The organism is Acinetobacter sp. IRS14 (assembly GCF_034650275.1).
Classification (GTDB): domain Bacteria; phylum Pseudomonadota; class Gammaproteobacteria; order Pseudomonadales; family Moraxellaceae; genus Acinetobacter; species Acinetobacter oleivorans.
On record NZ_JAOVFN010000008.1, the window covers coordinates 137,457 to 153,815 of the forward strand.

The window sequence follows — 16,359 nt, forward strand, 5'->3', positions numbered from 1 at the left end:
ATGCGCTCATCTCGCCTAGATCATTTCATTATTTTGCTCTGTCAGTTTTTTTCCACTTTTGGGCTAATGGTGCTTATTCCGATCATGCCGCTTTATATGGAAAAACTGACGGCGCATATGAGTGCTCCCACTATCTGGGCAGGTTTGGCACTCGCGGCTCCCGCTATTGGCAGCTTATTTACAGCACCGATTGTGGGACACCTATCCGACACATTCGGCCATAAAAAAGCCTTGTTACTTTCTCTGGCTGGTTTCTGTATTTCAATACTGCTCATGGCAAGCGCCCAGCATTTATACCTATTTATTTTCGCGCGAATTCTACTCGGTTTTTGCGGTCTTTCCGTGATTTTAAATGCCTATGTTTCATATCTTTCTAATGAACAACAACGTGGTGCCGCTTTTGGGCAACTACAAAGTAGTGTTGCACTCGCTTGCCTATGTGGTCCCGTGCTCGGCGGGATATTTATGGATCAATGGCGGGTTGAAGTATTACTCAACGCAACAGCATTTGTTGTGATGACACTCATTATGATTGCGTCATTTGTACTAACCACTTCCGTTAAAACAGAGGTCACAAAAACCAAAGAGAAATCCAAGCTTCCTGCTTTCTTTGATAGAACGATTTTTTCATGGTTAAGCGCTGGCATTTTGGTTCAAGCCGGTGGCTTTGGTTTGGTGTCCTGCTTTGTTTTATATATTAGTGAAATAAGCCAGAGCACTCATTCATCGTTATCTGCTGCGAGTTTAACGGGAACTATTCATGCGCTTTCATGGGGAGCAGCCTTTATTGCTGCGACCTATTGGGGAAAAAGAAATGATGATAAAGGAGATTCTTTTAATAACTTCATTTACGCATCTTTAATTTGCGGTATCACGATTTTCGCATTGATCTGGGTTTCGAATATTTGGCTAGTTCTTGTATTACGACTCATACAAGGCTTTTGCTTTGCAGCCCTTATCCCATCGATCTTACACACCATTTCTCTAAAAGCTGGCACTCAAAGCCAAGGAAAAGTGATTGGTATTTCTAACAGTGCCTTTGTCTTAGGACAGCTTATTGGCCCAATCACCATCACGCTCACCTACTCATTTTTCAATATTACCGCTGCATTAATCTGCACTTCACTATTTTTTATCGGTGCGGGATTAGTAGTGATTTTGAACAGATTCTTAATGGATACAATTTTAGAAGAGGCACAAGAATGAACTCAATTATTACAACAGATGCATGGTCTTATAAACTTTTCGAACAGTACCTAAATACTTTCTTTCGTGAGCTTAAAGTGAACCTTGAAGAGCACATTATCCCCTCTCAAGACTCTCCTTTATTCACACTTTATGCGGAGCAACCAGATACCCTGTATTTTGCTTATACATTTAATGCATCTAACACGACTGTTTATGGCGCAGTTCAGCACTTATCGACCACTGGCTATCATCGATATCAACGTGGTTTTGTTCTGCAAAACTTAAACGACAATACATTTGACTCGCTCACCGACCCTAAACAGTTAGTGAAGCTTATTACAGATGAGCTGAATAATTTATTTAAAGATAAAAACCAAAATAAGAACCTGTACTCCGATATTGCCAATAGTATCGAGAACACAAAATTCTTTTTAGAAAATAGACCATCCCAATCAGCAACTAAAGCGTTAAGCGGTTTTCAGGCAACTGAGCAAGGCATGTTATATGGGCACCCTTTTCATGTGACTTCTAAAGCTAACTTAGGTTTCTCTAAAGAAGACATGAAAAAGTATAGCCCTGAGTTAGGCGCAAGTTTCCAACTTCACTACTTCGCGGTTCATTCGTCTTTAATCCAAAAACTTATAAGTGAGACCGAAGCTTCTCACCGTATTGAAAATGAAGTTTTAGAAACTGCAAAAGAACATTTGCAAGAAAACTTCGCAAACTATGAGCTCATGCCAACCCATCCTTGGCAAGCTAATTTCTTACTTCAACATTCATCTTTAAAGAAACATTTAGACAGCCAAGACGTTATTTACCTAGGGGCTTTAGGTCAAACCGTATGGCCAACTTCATCCGTTCGTACAGTGTGGTTACCTCAATCGAATCTGTTCTTAAAACTCTCTATTGATGTACGCATTACCAGTTTCATTCGTAATAACCCAATGGATGAAATGGAACGAGCGATTGATGCGAGTAAAATTATTATTAATCACAAGATTAATGAGCAATATCCTGACCTTTTGATTCTGCCGGAGTTAGAGGCAAAAACAGTCAAAATTCCTGAGCTTGAAAGTTCATTTGGCATTATTTATAGAGCTGGGCTCACACCTGATGTATTAGAAAATACCAGAATGCTGGGCGGCTTGGTTGAAGAAAACGAAAACCATGAGATTCCTCTCTTCAGTTTTATTCAACAAGCAGCACCGAATCAAAATTTGCAATCGAACGATTCCAAAGACTTCATTACTTTTTGGTGGAAGCAGTACGTTAAAGTTTCACTCATTCCATTAATTGAATTGTTTGCAAATAAAGGCATTAGCGTAGAAGCGCACATGCAAAACAGCTTAATGGAATTTAAAAATGGCTATCCACATCGCCTTATTCTTCGAGATATGGAAGGCATTAGCATAGTTCCAGAAATGATAGAAGACGACTCATCTATTTCTGAAGATAGTACTGTTTGGTTCTCTCAAAAAGATGCATGGACCTTTTTAAAATATTACCTCGTGATCAATCACATTTCTCACCTCATCAGTGCAATTGCTCGCGTTACGGCCATTGAAGAATCTGAACTTTGGCAAGCAACCCGTCTTACGCTCACACAAGAAAACTTTAGCGGCAAAGGCCAGCAGTACCGCGATTTATTAATTAATTCACTCACATTACCAATCAAGGCAAATATGTTAAATACGCTCTACCACAGTGGTGGCAATCCCATCTGGATTGAAGTTGAAAACCCTATTTATAAATATCGCGGCGCAGAAGCACTTTGTCCTCTTCAACCAACACAACAAACCAATTATAAAACCCTCGCGGAAAATCGCGTGATGGGCCAATTATTAGAAGCACTGATTTTTGAAAATACCTTTAAATACGAATTTTCTAAAGGTCAGATCAAGTTCTATATTTCCGATACCGTTTTTTATACTTGCGCGGCTAAACAACATTTCAGTTTTAAACGAATTAAGTTAAATCCTTCGAGCTTAGTCCGTTCTGATATTACTTTAGATGCTGAAACTCGTCCTAGCTTAAAAACGCTACTTGCCGATTTAAAAAATATTATTGAAGCTGACCCAGTTAAATGGCAAAACTTTAATGATGAACTCAATTTAACTTACGTTAAGCATGCGCAAACTTTAAGCCAAGCCCCTGCTCAACCTTTAAGAACCTTGCCTTATTTAGAACAAGAAGCACGGATTACCAACGCGCATTTATATCACCCGAGCTTTAAGTCTCGTATCGGCTTCGATTTAAAAGAAAATCAAAAATATGCACCGGAACTTTCTGAAGGTTTTACGGTTCAATGGACGGCGACTCATAACAGTTTATGCAAACTGGTTTTAAGTGAAACTATTAACTTAGAACAGCTTTATAAACAGCATTTTTCAGAGAAAGATCTACAAGCTATTAATGATCAATTGAAAGAACAAAATGTAGATTTTAAAGATTATATCCTCACCCCAATTCACCCATGGCAGTGGGATAAAATTATTGAACTGTATTATCAAGATGCGATTAGCAACCAACTGATCATCCCGTTAGATATTGAAGGTCCGACTTATTTACCCCAGCAGTCGATTCGGACCTTATCGAATATTAGTGATATCTCGGCGCTTTCTCTCAAATTGGCAATGAACTTGGTCAATACCTCGACCTCTCGTGTATTGGCACCGCATACCGTTCAAAATGCGGCAAAAATGAGTGATTGGCTTTATAACATTGTTGAACAAGACCCTATTTTAGAGAAACAGCGTAAGCCTGTTATTTTAAGAGAGATTGGCGGTCTTTCGGTTAACCAGCAGATTGCGCTACCTGTTCAATACGGCGCACTCGCCTGCATTTGGCGCGAAAGTATTTACAGCTACTTAAAAGAAGGTGAATCTGCCACTCCAGTAACAGGTTTAATGCAAGTTGATACGGACCAAAAACCTCTAATCGATGAGTGGATCCAAGAGTACGGTATCGAGTTCTGGTTAGAAAAATTACTCACCAATGCTTATTTACCAATCATGCATATTTTGTGGTGCCACGGCCTCGCTTTAGAGTCACATGCACAAAACATGGTACTGATTCATAAAAATGGCTTACCTGTTAAAGCAGCCTTGAAAGATTTCCACGATGGAATTCGCTTTAGTCGTCATCTTTTACGCGAGCCAGAGCTTTTACCTAACTTACAAGATGCTCCAAAAGAACATGCCAAAATTAATCCAAACTCGTTCTTAGAAACCCACTCTCCAAATGAGTTAAGAGACTTTACTCAAGATGCGCTTTGGTTTGTAAATCTGGCTGAGTTAGCGATTTTCTTAAATGAACATTATGGCTTCGATGAAATCAAATTCTGGACCATGTTAAGAACCCTCATCAATCAGCATAAAGAAGCTCATCCAGAGTTTAGCGAACGATATGAATTGTTTAACTTTACAGATGACACTATCGATATTGAACAGCTCGCAAGCCGCCGCTTCCTTCCGGAAATTCGCTTAAGAGTACAAACCACACCAAACCCGCTTAGCCTCATTAAGGAAATTGAATATGAATAAGCATTCGATTTCTTTTAAGAAACGAATAGCAAATAGTGAGACGCTCTACGGAATATTTTGTTCCGTAGCTTCTCCGATTAATGTCGAGCAACTGGCACTCGCGGGCTACGACTTTATTATTATCGACTTGGAACATACTTTATTTAGTACGTCTCAAGTCGAGACCATGATTTTAGCCGCTAGAGCCATGAGCCTCGATGTATTTGTAAGAGTACCTTTAAACGCTAACCACCTAGTTTTACCTCTGCTCGATGCAGGTGTAACGGGCATTGTGTTTCCACGTATTGAAAATGCTCAACAAGCTCAACAAGCTGTGAACTATTGCCACTATATGCCGCTTGGGCAAAGAGGACTGAATTCGACTAGATTAAATCGATACGGCATAGATGATTTAGCAAGTTTTGTTCAACAGGCTGCAAACGAGACTGTTGTCATTGCTATGATTGAAAGCTTAGAAGGGCTAGAGCAGCTAGATGAAATATTAAAAGTCGAAGGCATTGATATTATTCTGGAAGGTGCTGCCGACCTTTCTCAATCGATGGGAATGCCATGGCAATCTAGTCATCCAAAAGTGAAAGAAAAAGTTCAAGAGATGTATATAAAGACCAAAAATAGTCAAAAGCATTTTTGTGCTATTCCCCGACAACCTGAAGATATCGCGGCTTGGAAACAACATTCTGTTCAGCTTTTTGTACTCGGTGATGATCGAAGCATTATTCGTCGTGCCCATCAAAATCACCTGAATACTTTTAAAGAAATTTAATCACTGTTCAATTTTTTGGGGGAATAGACTCCTACTCCCCTAATTCATTGAATAAATTTCAAATATATTATTTTTAAGCAATTAATAATATTGTTAATTACAATGATTCTCATTTATAATTCGCTCAATTTAAAATCACTCTCAGGGCGAGATAATGGGAAATAAGATAAAAAGTAATAAACTTTTTACAAGAAAGTCTGAAGTTAAAAATATCATTCCACTTCTTTCACTTGGTGGAGCCATTTTCCTTTCAAACTCAGCATTTGCAGCTTCACCTGCTGAAACCACAGAAACAGAAAAGAAACCTGAAGCACTCCCTACAATTACAATTACTGCTTCACGTGCAGATGAACTCTCTACCTCTGCCAAACAAGTCACCAAGTTAGATGAAAAACAAATTGAACTTTTAAGAAATGGTTCATCTGGAAGTATTGCAACTGTTTTAGCGAAAGCCGTACCGGGCCTGTCAGACTCAAGTCGAACTATTACCGATTATGGTCAAACTTTACGCGGTCGTAATGCCCTGATCTTGGTCGATGGCGTGCCAATGAACCTTACACGTGATACATCACGCGGACTTTCAGCAATTGATCCTGAAAGTATTGCGAACATTGAAGTCATTCGCGGCAGTAATGCTATTTATGGTGGCGGCGCTGCAGGCGGTATTATTTCAATTACCACGAAAGCTGCGGGTGGTGAACCTACAGCAAAAACCGTTATTGGACTTCAAACACCTTTAACGAATTTCCGCTCTGATGCTTTAGGCGGAGATATTCACCAATATTTCACAGGCAGCTTTAATGCCTTTGATTATGCGTTTGATTTTGGTTATCAACGTATTGGTAGCCCATACGATGCAAGTGGTGACCGTGTTGCACCTGAACCAAGTCAGGGCGACCTTTATGATTCCGATGGCTACAGCGTAGGCGGTAAGCTGGGTTACCATATTGATGACAATCAATATCTACAGTTTGCTGCAAACTACTATAATGCAGAGCAAGACTCAGATTATGCATCTGACCCAAGTGTTAAAAAAGCTCCAGCTGGTACAGTGCCAGCCAAAGCAATTAAAGGATTAAAGCTTAAAGACCAAAATAAAAATGAAAACCAGATCTACAATTTGACCTATACCAATAAAGACTTATTAGGTAATAAGGTAGATGCTCAAATTTATTACCGCGACTTCTTTACCCGTTTTTCACCATTTGATGCAAAAAACAATCCGAATCGAGGTGGACAGGTAGACCAAGTTTATCAAGAGAATAACGTACTCGGTAGCCGCTTAACTGTAACCACACCACTTGAGTTTTTAGGCGATACATCATTGGTTTGGGGTGGTGATTTCAGCCGCGAAAAAAGCGAAATGCCTTTAGATATTTTTGATCGTGACATTTATGAGCAATCTGGTGGCCTAGAGTTTGTAAAAACTGGCAAGCTTACTTATTTACCTGAACTCACCACTCAAAGTGTTGGTGGTTTTATACAGTTAAAACACCGTTTTAATGACCAATGGTCAGCTGAAGCGGGTACACGTTATGAAGACAGCTATGCACAAATTGATAGCTTTATTCCATTATCGCAATTAGGCGAACCCGATCCTTACACAGTTCCAGGCGGAAAAGTGAAAGCCGATGCATGGTTATACAATGCTAATGTGACTTTCTCACCTAATGATCAAAATTCAGTCTATGCATCGTTTAACCAAGGTTTCCAGCTGCCTGATGTCGGTGTAGTCATTCGCAATGCCAGCACAAATTTCAACCTTGGTTCGTCATTCTTAGAGCCTGTAAAAGTTGATAACTATGAGTTGGGCTGGAAAGGAAACTTCAATAATTTCTCTTCAAGCTTAGCAGTCTTCCACTCAACTTCTGACCTTGGTGCTGTGCAATCCTTTGGTAACGGATTAATTCTTACTAGAACCAAAGAAAAAGTCACTGGTGTAGAAGCAACGCTTGATTATCTTGACGATGCAAATATCTGGGGAACTGGGGGTAGCATTACGTGGATGAAAGGTCGTGAAACACCTGAAAACGGTTCTGAACAAGACATGACAGGTTTCCGTATTCCACCATTAAAACTCACAGCTTACGTTTCTTATAGCCCAACTGAAACTTGGACAAACCGCCTACAAGCAACTTACTTCGGTTCAGAAGATTATCGCTTAAATGATACCACTATCTCTGGTCGTGCCGATGTAAAAACTTATACAACAGCAGATTTAATCAGTAGCTTTGCACTTAACAAAAAAGACACTGTGACGATTGGTTTAGAGAACATGTTTAATCGTAAGTACTATCCTCTCTATAGCCAATTACTAAGATCTGGTAATAACACTAGCCATTTGGTGGCAAATGGCGCAACGCTTAAAGTGACTTATAGTCACAAGTGGTAATCAAAACTGACATAGAATGATTCACAAAAAAGGAGATCAGCGCGATCTCCTTTTTTTTACTAAAAAAATAAAGTTTTATCTTCTTTCCTTTATTAGCTAAATGCCGACTGTCGGAACTCCCCTAGCTTTCCACTAGAAATTTTGTTAACTTGATTTTGTTACATATTCAAAATTATGTAGTTTTACCAACATTTTTAATGGGGCAATTCAGAATGGACATCTCACACCGCGAAATTTACGCACTTGTAGACATTAATAACTGTTATGTCAGTTGTGAGCGACTATTTGACCCCAAACTTATTGGCGTGCCCGTTGTCGTGCTTTCTAATAATGATGGATGTGTTGTATCACGCAGTGAAGAAGCAAAAAACATGGGTATAAAGATGGCAATCCCATGGTACCAAATTGAAGAAGAAGCTCTCCAAGCAGGCGTACACGTCTATTCAAGTAACTATACTTTATATGCTGAGATGTCTCGTCGCTTTTTTTCGGTTTTAGGTGAATTCTTCTCACCCGATGATTTAGAAGCCTATTCTATTGATGAATGCTTTATCCGTTTAACCCCTTATCTTCAATCTCTAGATATTCATTCTCATTGTGCCAAAGCGGTAGAAACCCTAGAAAAATGGTTAAGCTTACCTTGCTGTATTGGTATCGGATATTCAAAAACTCAGGCCAAGTTAGCCAATCACTACGCTAAAAAAATTAAAAGCTTTAATAGAATTTGTAATTTCATTACTTTAGATCCCCTACTGCTTGAAGACCTCATGCAACAAACTTCCGTCAAAGAAGTGTGGGGAATTGGCTACCAATTGGTCAAACAATTACGAAGCTATGAAATTTATTCATGCCTAGACTTAACTTTTGCCAATGAACACCATCTCGCAAAAGCTTTCTCTGTGGTTATGGCACGTACTATTCGTGAGCTAAAAGGCCAATCCTGTATCCAACTTGATGATCCTGCCATCTTAACAAAACGAATTTTAGCATCACGAAGTTTCGCTCAAGCTTTATCCAGCATTGAGATTATTAAACAAGCGCTTATCTTTCATCTCAATCGTGCTCACCGGCGTTTAATGAAACAGGAACAGCTGTGTGCCTGTATTCAAGTCATGCTTTATGAAAAAACCGATAGACCACCTTATAAAAAAGCATCATCTCAAGCGATAGGTTTAACGTATGCAACAGATGATCTATGCATATTAACTAAAGCAGCCATGCAACAAATTGATGTTTTATATAAAGAAAATATAAAATATATTAAGATTGGAGTCTTATTTTGTGGTTTGCATGCCCGTCAACATCACATTGATGACTTATGGCAACCTCTTGAGTTAATTCAGCAAAGACAACAACTCATGAAAACCCTAAGTACAGTTCGTAATCGATTTGGCAGTCACTATCTACAAGTCGGTTATCATTCCCGTAGTCCATCTTGGCATATGAAACAATGTCACCGTTCAAAAAACTATCTAACTCGATGGAATGAGCTACTTGTAATTGGAGAGAATTCTACAGCCGTTACACAAAATACATGAACTGTTTTTGTCAATTCAGTTTAAAATGAGCTTCATTAAATTACTTGAAATTTTGTCATTTTTTAACATTGCTAAATCATCGCAAAATTTACAATATATAAGCCGAATTTGGTATACCCTTTCTGCGACAATTAAAACAAATTATAAAAAAATTGTAGAAACATATGCCATAATAAGCAAACTTTGCAGACATCTTGCAAAGAATATTTGCAACTTTAGAGCTGGAGCAATCTGAATGAGTTCGACCATTTTGGTGATTCATGGACCGAATTTGAATTTGCTGGGAAAACGCGAACCAGAAGTATATGGTCATCTTACCTTAGGTGATATTAACCAACAACTCGTTATCCAAGCTCAAAACGCATCAATTACATTAGATACTTTTCAAAGCAATTGGGAAGGTGCCATTGTTGACCGTATTCATCAGGCACAAACCGAAGGTGTAAAACTTATTATTATTAATCCTGCGGCCCTCACTCATACTTCCGTTGCTCTACGCGATGCCCTACTCGGCGTTGCCATTCCATTTATTGAAGTACATTTGTCGAATGTCCATGCAAGAGAAGCATTTAGACATCATTCATATGTATCCGATAAAGCAATTGGCGTGATCTGTGGTCTTGGTGCAAAAGGTTATAGTTTTGCACTCGATTACGCTATTGAAAAAATTCAACCATCTAACCCAAACTAGTTTAGGAATAGTCGCCCATGGATATCCGCAAAATTAAGAAACTCATCGATTTAATGATTGAGTCTGACTTGCAAGCGATTGAAGTTAAAGAAGGTGATCAATCAATCGCTTTAACTCGCCGTAGTCCAGTCGTTGCTGCGGCTGGTGTAGCACTTCCGGCAGCTCCTGTTGCAGCAGCACCAGTTGCAAAAACACCACGTGGAGCAGTTGAAACTTCTCCAATGGTTGGTGTGTTCTACGCTGCTCCAAGCCCAGGCGAAGCACCATTCGTTAAAGTAGGTCAAACTGTATCTGCTGGTGAAACTTTGGGTATTATTGAAGCAATGAAAATCATGAACCCAATTGAAGCAACTCAAAGTGGCGTGGTTGAAGAAATTTTAGTGAAAAATGGCGATGTAATCCAATTCGGTCAACCTTTATTCCGTTATCGCGCGTAATTACCTCGGGGACGTCTATGTTGCAAAAAGTTTTAATTGCAAACCGTGGTGAAATCGCTTTACGAATTACCCGGGCTTGCAAAACATTAGGAATCAAGACTGTTGGTATCTATTCAGATGCTGATAAAGATTTGATGCATTTACGTTTTGTTGATGAAGCAGTATGTATTGGTCCCGGTGCAAGTAGTGATAGCTATTTAAATATCCCGGCAATTATTACTGCTGCAGAAATTACCGGTGCCGATGCTATTCATCCTGGCTATGGTTTTCTTTCAGAAAATGCTGAATTTGCTGAAATTGTAGAAAGTTCAGGTTTTACTTTTATTGGTCCACGTCCAGAACACATTCGCCTTATGGGGAACAAAGTTTCTGCGATTGTTGCCATGAAAAAAGCTGGTGTACCAACTGTACCAGGTTGTGACCATGCTGTAACCATCCACAATGCCCTTGCAGAAGCTAAAGAAATCGGTTTCCCGCTTATTGTTAAAGCGGCATCTGGTGGCGGTGGACGCGGTATGCGTATTGTTGAGCGTGTAGATACACTACTTGAATCAGTTCAAGCAGCTCAGCGCGATGCAGAAATGTGGTTTGGTGACGATACCGTTTACATGGAACGCTTCTTACAGAAACCTCGCCATGTTGAAGTGCAAGTTCTTGGTGATGGTAATGGCCATGCGATTCATTTATATGACCGCGACTGTTCATTACAACGTCGTCACCAAAAAGTGTTAGAAGAAGCACCTGCTCCAAATCTACCAGAGCAAGCTCGAGCTGATATCTTAGAAGCATGTGTTCATGCATGTCAATTAATGCAATATCGTGGCGCTGGTACGTTTGAATTTTTATTTGAAGATGGTGAATTCTTCTTTATCGAAATGAACACTCGTGTTCAGGTAGAGCATCCTGTTACTGAAATGGTTACTGGTGTTGATATTATTGAACAACAGTTACGTATTGCAGGCGGCCTAGGACTAGAGCTTCAACAAGAAGACATCAAAGTTAATGGTCATGCAATCGAATGTCGTATCAATGCGGAAGATCCAACAACTTTCTTACCTTCACCAGGTAAAATTGAAAGTTTCTATGCGCCAGGCGGTGCTGGTATTCGTTTAGATTCTCATATCTACCCAGAATATAGCATTCCACCTTACTATGACTCTATGATTGCTAAACTGATTTCTCATGGTAAAGACCGTGAAACATCACTTGCTCGTATGCGTCAAGCGTTAGATGAAATGATCCTTACAGGAATTAAAACTAACATTCCTCTGCATAAAGATCTCATTTTGCAAGATAAGAGCTTCTGTTCTCAAGCAATGGACATCCATTACCTTGAAAAGCACTTGTTAAAGCAATTGGAAGAAAAGAAGAAAGCTGAAACTGCATAATAAAAAAGCCTCTTATACTTAAGAGGCTTTTTTTATATCTATTACCTTATGGTAGGACTCTACGTAAAGTCGCAAAACACTGTTCCCCCTTAGCAGTTGAACAGAAGTTGATAGTATGGTCATTTTTCCACTGTACAAAATACTGAGAAACATCACCTGTTTGATCTTGTTTCTGACCTGAACAATCTACTTTATTATTATCAAATTTAATTTGCATCACTAAAGCAGCTAACTGCTCTTTAGGGTCATCAGATGGTTGATATTCATATAAACCGTATGACCACTCTTGACCACTTTTGATCACTACATCATTACTACTACGGAAGTTATAATATTCCACACATTTCTTATTATTTGGAATTTCCATTCCCCATAATCCCATAATTTCAGGACGCGTAACAATACGTATAGCATTAGGATTACTTGCCGTCCGAACGGGTTGTTCGGCTGGCTGTTGAGTAGCCGTTTCTGCCACAGCTAAACCAGAACAAGCCCACAATAATCCAATAATATAAATATTTTTCATAGATTTATTAATCATTAAACGCATGAAGTTAAGTTAGCATATTTTTTGACAAAATCACTGCTCCATAACCATATAAAAACAATATTTTTCAACTGTAACGTGCTACAACAAGTCATCAAACAATTTTATATTTACTTGCTTTTTTCAATATAAATTCTTTGTTTTAGATTATCTCAAGCTTAGGCAGCTGAAGAATCGACTTGTTTCGGAAGCCACATTACAAAGCACAAACCTAACAGTACAACCACACTGGCACACATAAAGATGAGTTCACCAGAAAGAATTTTCCAGAAATGCCCAGCCAGAACACTACCAAAAGCTACACCCAGCCCCCACATGGTACTGTAAAGAGCTTGTCCACGCCCTTGCTGTCCAGCAGAGAAGTTTTGAAAAATAACTCTCATTGCAATTAAGTGAAATAAACCAAAACTAAAAGCGTGCAAACACTGTGCAAAAAGCTGCCCAACAAAGTAATGTGAAAATAGTGCAACTAGCATCCAACGTATGCTCGTCACTAGCAAACACACAACGACTAAACTACGCCACGAAAAACGTTGAAAAATCTTTGAGGCAATTGAAAACATAAAAATTTCTGCAAAAACCCCCATCGCCCATAAAAATCCAATTTCAGTCGTACTGAAATTCAAAGATTTCAGAAAGTTACTATAAAAACTATAAAAAGGTGCATGTGAAAAAAGCAAAATAAATTCAATTGTGAAAAATGCAGCTACTGTCGGGCGCTTTAGTACAGGAAGTAAAGGCTCTAACTTTTTCTGTGAGGTAGGTGCACCATCCGGTTCTCGAATGGTAAAAGACCAAATAAATGCCAATGAAGCAATAATTAATAATAAAATTGGAAGCATCGAAATAGGTACTATTTCCAGAAGTGCACCAATAACAAAAACACCGACAATAAATCCAACAGATCCCCACTTACGAATTTTGCCATAAAGTTTAGCTTTTTGATCACCCAACCAAAATAAAGTAACCCCTTCAAATTGAGCTAAAATAGCATTTTGGAAGAAGCTAAAAATAAGCATGAGTAAAGCTATGGATTGAAACGTATTTGGCACTATAAAAATAGCCAACCATATACATGATTCCATCCAAGTTGCTAGCCGCACTAACAGCATTCGCTTACCAGATTTGTCGGCAACCCATCCCCATACTAAAGGCGCAAAAAAACGAGTTACAATCGCAATTGATGATAAGACACCTATTTCTTGATAATTAAACCCTTGATCTTGAAGATATAAACTCCAATAAGGCATGAATGTACCCACAATGGAATAGTAAAAAAAGTAGAATCCGCCGAGTCTAGTTTGGATTGTAAGTGGTTGGAACAAGTTATAAACCTTAGTAGTTTCAATAGGTTAAAATTCGAGATAATTGTATATTCAAAACATCCCAACCCTACAATTTTAACACTTTGTTTTCCAATACAAATAACTAAATTATTAATAACCAACTTCGCTTCTAAAAGCTTTTTTTATTGATAAGAAAGACTAAATGAATATAAGACAACTGTAATTTAATTTGTACAATCTGTTAACTTGTGTAAAAATACATTTAATATTCATAAGGTATTTATTCATCAGATGTTTTTTCTTATTTTTTTAATTTGTCTTTTTCTATTTTTACTTATTCTAAAACAACATTACCGTTGATCACCTTTTTACGTCTATCTTTTCTTTAAAAGCTTTCACAGCATCTTCAAATTAGAACAATTAAAAAATCAAATCTAAATCTCATGACTATTCGCATGAGCAACCCAATATAAAAACAGACTCAATATCAAATTCCAACAGATTATTAATAAGTTACTGTAACAACTATCGTATCTGAGTAATTACCAGGTGTCGTTGAAATAGCTGTACCCTGCGGAATTTTTCCATAGACATTTGTACTTTGGGCAGTGCCTGAGCCTGTTTTAGAAACACCGCCAGAACCTCCAACCGTGGTTACACCACCAGTAGTGTCCCATACCGTAGTATAAGTCGAGTTCTGATATAGCTGGTAAGGGATATATTGACTACTACCATTTGTCATACGTCTAAAGCCTCCAGCAATACGATTAATTCCATCCCCCAAGTAAATACTATATGAGGTGCCATTGTTACACGTCGTATTCACTGCACCTTGTGCCGTGTAATCACGACTCGTCGTACCAATATCATTGATATTGCCAAAATCCACATTTGATGTGGAATCTAATTGGCACATACTCGGTACAATATAATTAGCAGTGATCGTGGTATTGCCTGAGTCCCATCCTCCTCCGCTATCACCTTCACAGACAGTGCTAGAGCTTGCTTGCATATCCCAAAAAAGTTGAACCGTACCCGTATATGTCCCTTTAGGATAGGCAATAAGAGACCCTGTGCGGGCTGGGACTTTTACATTTACTGAGTAACTAATAATATTATTTGAAGCGACCGTTCTCACTGGACCATACCAAACATTTGAGCTTTGGTTGGTGGTAGAAGATCCAGCACCACCTACAGTTGCTGTGACGGTGTAAGGTAATGAAACGCTGTTATTAGTATTTGTGGTTCCCGTAAATACGGTTTTCATGCACATATAACCTGAAATTTCAGGAGTAGTACGCCCTCCAAGACAGCTAATCGTGCCAGAGAAGTTGATGTTTGCGTCACTATTAATGGTAGCAGCCGTATAGGTATAAGTACTATTAGTTGTTCCCGTTACCGTACAAGCCGCATGTGCAGAGCTAAAAAATGCATATAATATAAAAAACAGAACAGATGCTAAAATATACTTTATGGCCAATGAAAACTTTTCACTCTTCATCCAAAAACTATGACTCGCAGCAGTTATCGACATACATAAGGCCCCAATTTTTTAGCACTGTATTGCTTATTTTCATACGCAAAATTAACTTGGCATGAGCCATGATCCAGAAGATCGACTTCAAGCTTGTTTTGCTTTAATAGGTTTGGAATAAATACTTCACCATCGTAGCCAACTACACCATTTTGTTGCCCATTAATGCGAACTGTATAACCTGGTAATAAAGGTGAATTGTTGGCATCAACAAGTTTCACTAATCCAGAAATGACCTGATGAGCGCCGAAGTCAAGCAAAGCTCCTTGGCGATAACCTACAAATGCTGTTTGGTTAGTGGATTTAACATCCCACTCTAAAGGTAAATATGATGGATCTAGATAGATATGATGAAGCTGATAAGGTCTTAAATTTGCAATTAAGAATCGACCGGTTCCATCAGTTGCTCCTAAATTTACCCCGCCATTTAAAATTTGGCTTTGTGGACCAGCATTGGTTACAACAGCGTAACCATCTCCAATTTCATTGGCCGCAAAGACTCGCCCTGCTGCCGCAACCAATGATCCTGTCGCTGAAAGTGCAACTTGGTCGTTATCCCCAATTCGATTGTATCGACCTGTCAGATAAGCCGCCCGAGCACGGTAAGAGGCATAGACCGATGCATTGTTTTGATTCGCATCTTGATCGCGCTCAACATAGCCTCCCCATCCAAATGCACCGATTTGTGGATCGCTAAATCCATTTATTTCTTGTCTATAGGTTGTTTTACCACTTTCATTAGAAATACTTGTAATCGCATTGACTCGGCTAGATGGTGTGTAACGCAGCGCAAAGTAAATACCATAGTCTTTTTGGTTTTCATAATCTTTATACGCTGAGGCATAAAAGCCCCAGTTTTTGTTTAAGCTTCCACTTAAATTGGCAGACACTAACTTGTAAGAGTTGTCGCTATATTTGATCTGGTTATAGCCCAAATAAACGCCATAGCCTGCATAAAAATTATAGTTAATTCCTACTCTAAAAATTTCATCTGCCAACGCACTGTAGCTCAGGTAGTTCTGCGGCTCAGAAGTCATCTGGTTATCTTTTAAA

12 protein-coding genes are annotated in these 16,359 nt (G+C 38.8%); 8 read left to right on the forward strand and 4 right to left on the reverse strand.

Annotated elements, in window-relative coordinates; all coding sequences use genetic code 11:
• The 8 genes from ODQ17_RS10165 to accC all read left to right on the forward strand — a co-directional run bounded on the left by ODQ17_RS10165 (window position 1) and on the right by accC (window position 11,939).
• Window positions 1-1,206 (forward strand): MFS transporter, encoded by a 1,206-nt coding sequence (locus tag ODQ17_RS10165; RefSeq protein ID WP_322903329.1) that lies wholly within the window; start codon window positions 1-3, stop codon window positions 1,204-1,206.
• Complete coding sequence (locus tag ODQ17_RS10170; RefSeq protein WP_322903331.1) at window positions 1,203-4,730, forward strand: IucA/IucC family protein; 3,528 nt, start codon at window positions 1,203-1,205, stop codon at window positions 4,728-4,730. The genes ODQ17_RS10165 and ODQ17_RS10170 overlap by 4 nt, the downstream gene beginning before the upstream one ends.
• Window positions 4,723-5,493 carry an HpcH/HpaI aldolase family protein gene (locus tag ODQ17_RS10175; protein ID WP_322903333.1) on the forward strand — a complete coding sequence of 257 codons (771 nt, stop codon included), beginning with the start codon at window positions 4,723-4,725 and terminating at the stop codon, window positions 5,491-5,493. The genes ODQ17_RS10170 and ODQ17_RS10175 overlap by 8 nt, the downstream gene beginning before the upstream one ends.
• A 154-nt stretch (window positions 5,494-5,647) precedes the next feature.
• Entirely contained in the window at window positions 5,648-7,885 is a 2,238-nt protein-coding gene (locus tag ODQ17_RS10180; RefSeq protein ID WP_322903335.1) for a TonB-dependent receptor, read from the forward strand.
• 212 nt (window positions 7,886-8,097) lie between these two features.
• Window positions 8,098-9,423: a Y-family DNA polymerase gene (locus tag ODQ17_RS10185; protein WP_322903337.1), complete on the forward strand. Its 1,326-nt coding sequence runs from the start codon at window positions 8,098-8,100 to the stop codon at window positions 9,421-9,423.
• Window positions 9,424-9,658: 235 nt separating this feature from the next.
• Window positions 9,659-10,114, forward strand: a complete 456-nt coding sequence (gene aroQ / locus ODQ17_RS10190) for a type II 3-dehydroquinate dehydratase (protein ID WP_322903339.1) — start codon at window positions 9,659-9,661, stop codon at window positions 10,112-10,114.
• Window positions 10,115-10,131: 17 nt separating this feature from the next.
• Entirely contained in the window at window positions 10,132-10,551 is a 420-nt protein-coding gene (locus ODQ17_RS10195) for an acetyl-CoA carboxylase biotin carboxyl carrier protein (protein WP_004791766.1), read from the forward strand.
• A 17-nt stretch (window positions 10,552-10,568) separates the two neighbouring features.
• Window positions 10,569-11,939 (forward strand): acetyl-CoA carboxylase biotin carboxylase subunit, encoded by a 1,371-nt coding sequence (accC, locus tag ODQ17_RS10200; RefSeq protein ID WP_004791764.1) that lies wholly within the window; start codon window positions 10,569-10,571, stop codon window positions 11,937-11,939.
• 46 nt (window positions 11,940-11,985) lie between these two features.
• On the opposite strand, the gene ODQ17_RS10205 is transcribed toward accC, so the two are convergent.
• From ODQ17_RS10205 to ODQ17_RS10220, 4 genes are all read right to left on the reverse strand, one after another.
• Window positions 11,986-12,489, reverse strand: coding sequence for a hypothetical protein (locus ODQ17_RS10205; protein ID WP_004791762.1), 504 nt, complete (start codon window positions 12,487-12,489; stop codon window positions 11,986-11,988).
• Window positions 12,490-12,644: 155 nt separating this feature from the next.
• Entirely contained in the window at window positions 12,645-13,811 is a 1,167-nt protein-coding gene (locus ODQ17_RS10210) for an MFS transporter (RefSeq protein WP_322903341.1), read from the reverse strand.
• A 466-nt stretch (window positions 13,812-14,277) separates the two neighbouring features.
• Window positions 14,278-15,306 carry a Csu type fimbrial protein gene (locus tag ODQ17_RS10215; protein WP_442872400.1) on the reverse strand — a complete coding sequence of 343 codons (1,029 nt, stop codon included), beginning with the start codon at window positions 15,304-15,306 and terminating at the stop codon, window positions 14,278-14,280.
• Window positions 15,297-16,359, reverse strand: a 1,063-nt coding sequence (locus ODQ17_RS10220) for a fimbria/pilus outer membrane usher protein (RefSeq protein WP_322903343.1), incomplete at its 5' end; no start/stop codon positions are given. The genes ODQ17_RS10220 and ODQ17_RS10215, both read right to left, overlap by 10 nt.

Excerpts from the sequence above, each read along its gene's own strand:
- aroQ (WP_322903339.1), top strand. The coding sequence starts at position 9,659 with ATGAGTTCGACCATTTTGGTGATTCATGGACCGAATTTGAATTTGCTG.
- ODQ17_RS10180 (WP_322903335.1), top strand. The coding sequence starts at position 5,648 with ATGGGAAATAAGATAAAAAGTAATAAACTTTTTACAAGAAAGTCTGAA.
- ODQ17_RS10205 (WP_004791762.1), bottom strand. The coding sequence starts at position 12,489 with ATGCGTTTAATGATTAATAAATCTATGAAAAATATTTATATTATTGGA.
- ODQ17_RS10195 (WP_004791766.1), top strand. The coding sequence starts at position 10,132 with ATGGATATCCGCAAAATTAAGAAACTCATCGATTTAATGATTGAGTCT.
- ODQ17_RS10175 (WP_322903333.1), top strand. The coding sequence starts at position 4,723 with ATGAATAAGCATTCGATTTCTTTTAAGAAACGAATAGCAAATAGTGAG.
- accC (WP_004791764.1), top strand. The coding sequence starts at position 10,569 with ATGTTGCAAAAAGTTTTAATTGCAAACCGTGGTGAAATCGCTTTACGA.
- ODQ17_RS10215 (WP_442872400.1), bottom strand. The coding sequence starts at position 15,306 with ATGTCGATAACTGCTGCGAGTCATAGTTTTTGGATGAAGAGTGAAAAG.
- ODQ17_RS10170 (WP_322903331.1), top strand. The coding sequence starts at position 1,203 with ATGAACTCAATTATTACAACAGATGCATGGTCTTATAAACTTTTCGAA.
- ODQ17_RS10185 (WP_322903337.1), top strand. The coding sequence starts at position 8,098 with ATGGACATCTCACACCGCGAAATTTACGCACTTGTAGACATTAATAAC.
- ODQ17_RS10165 (WP_322903329.1), top strand. The coding sequence starts at position 1 with ATGCGCTCATCTCGCCTAGATCATTTCATTATTTTGCTCTGTCAGTTT.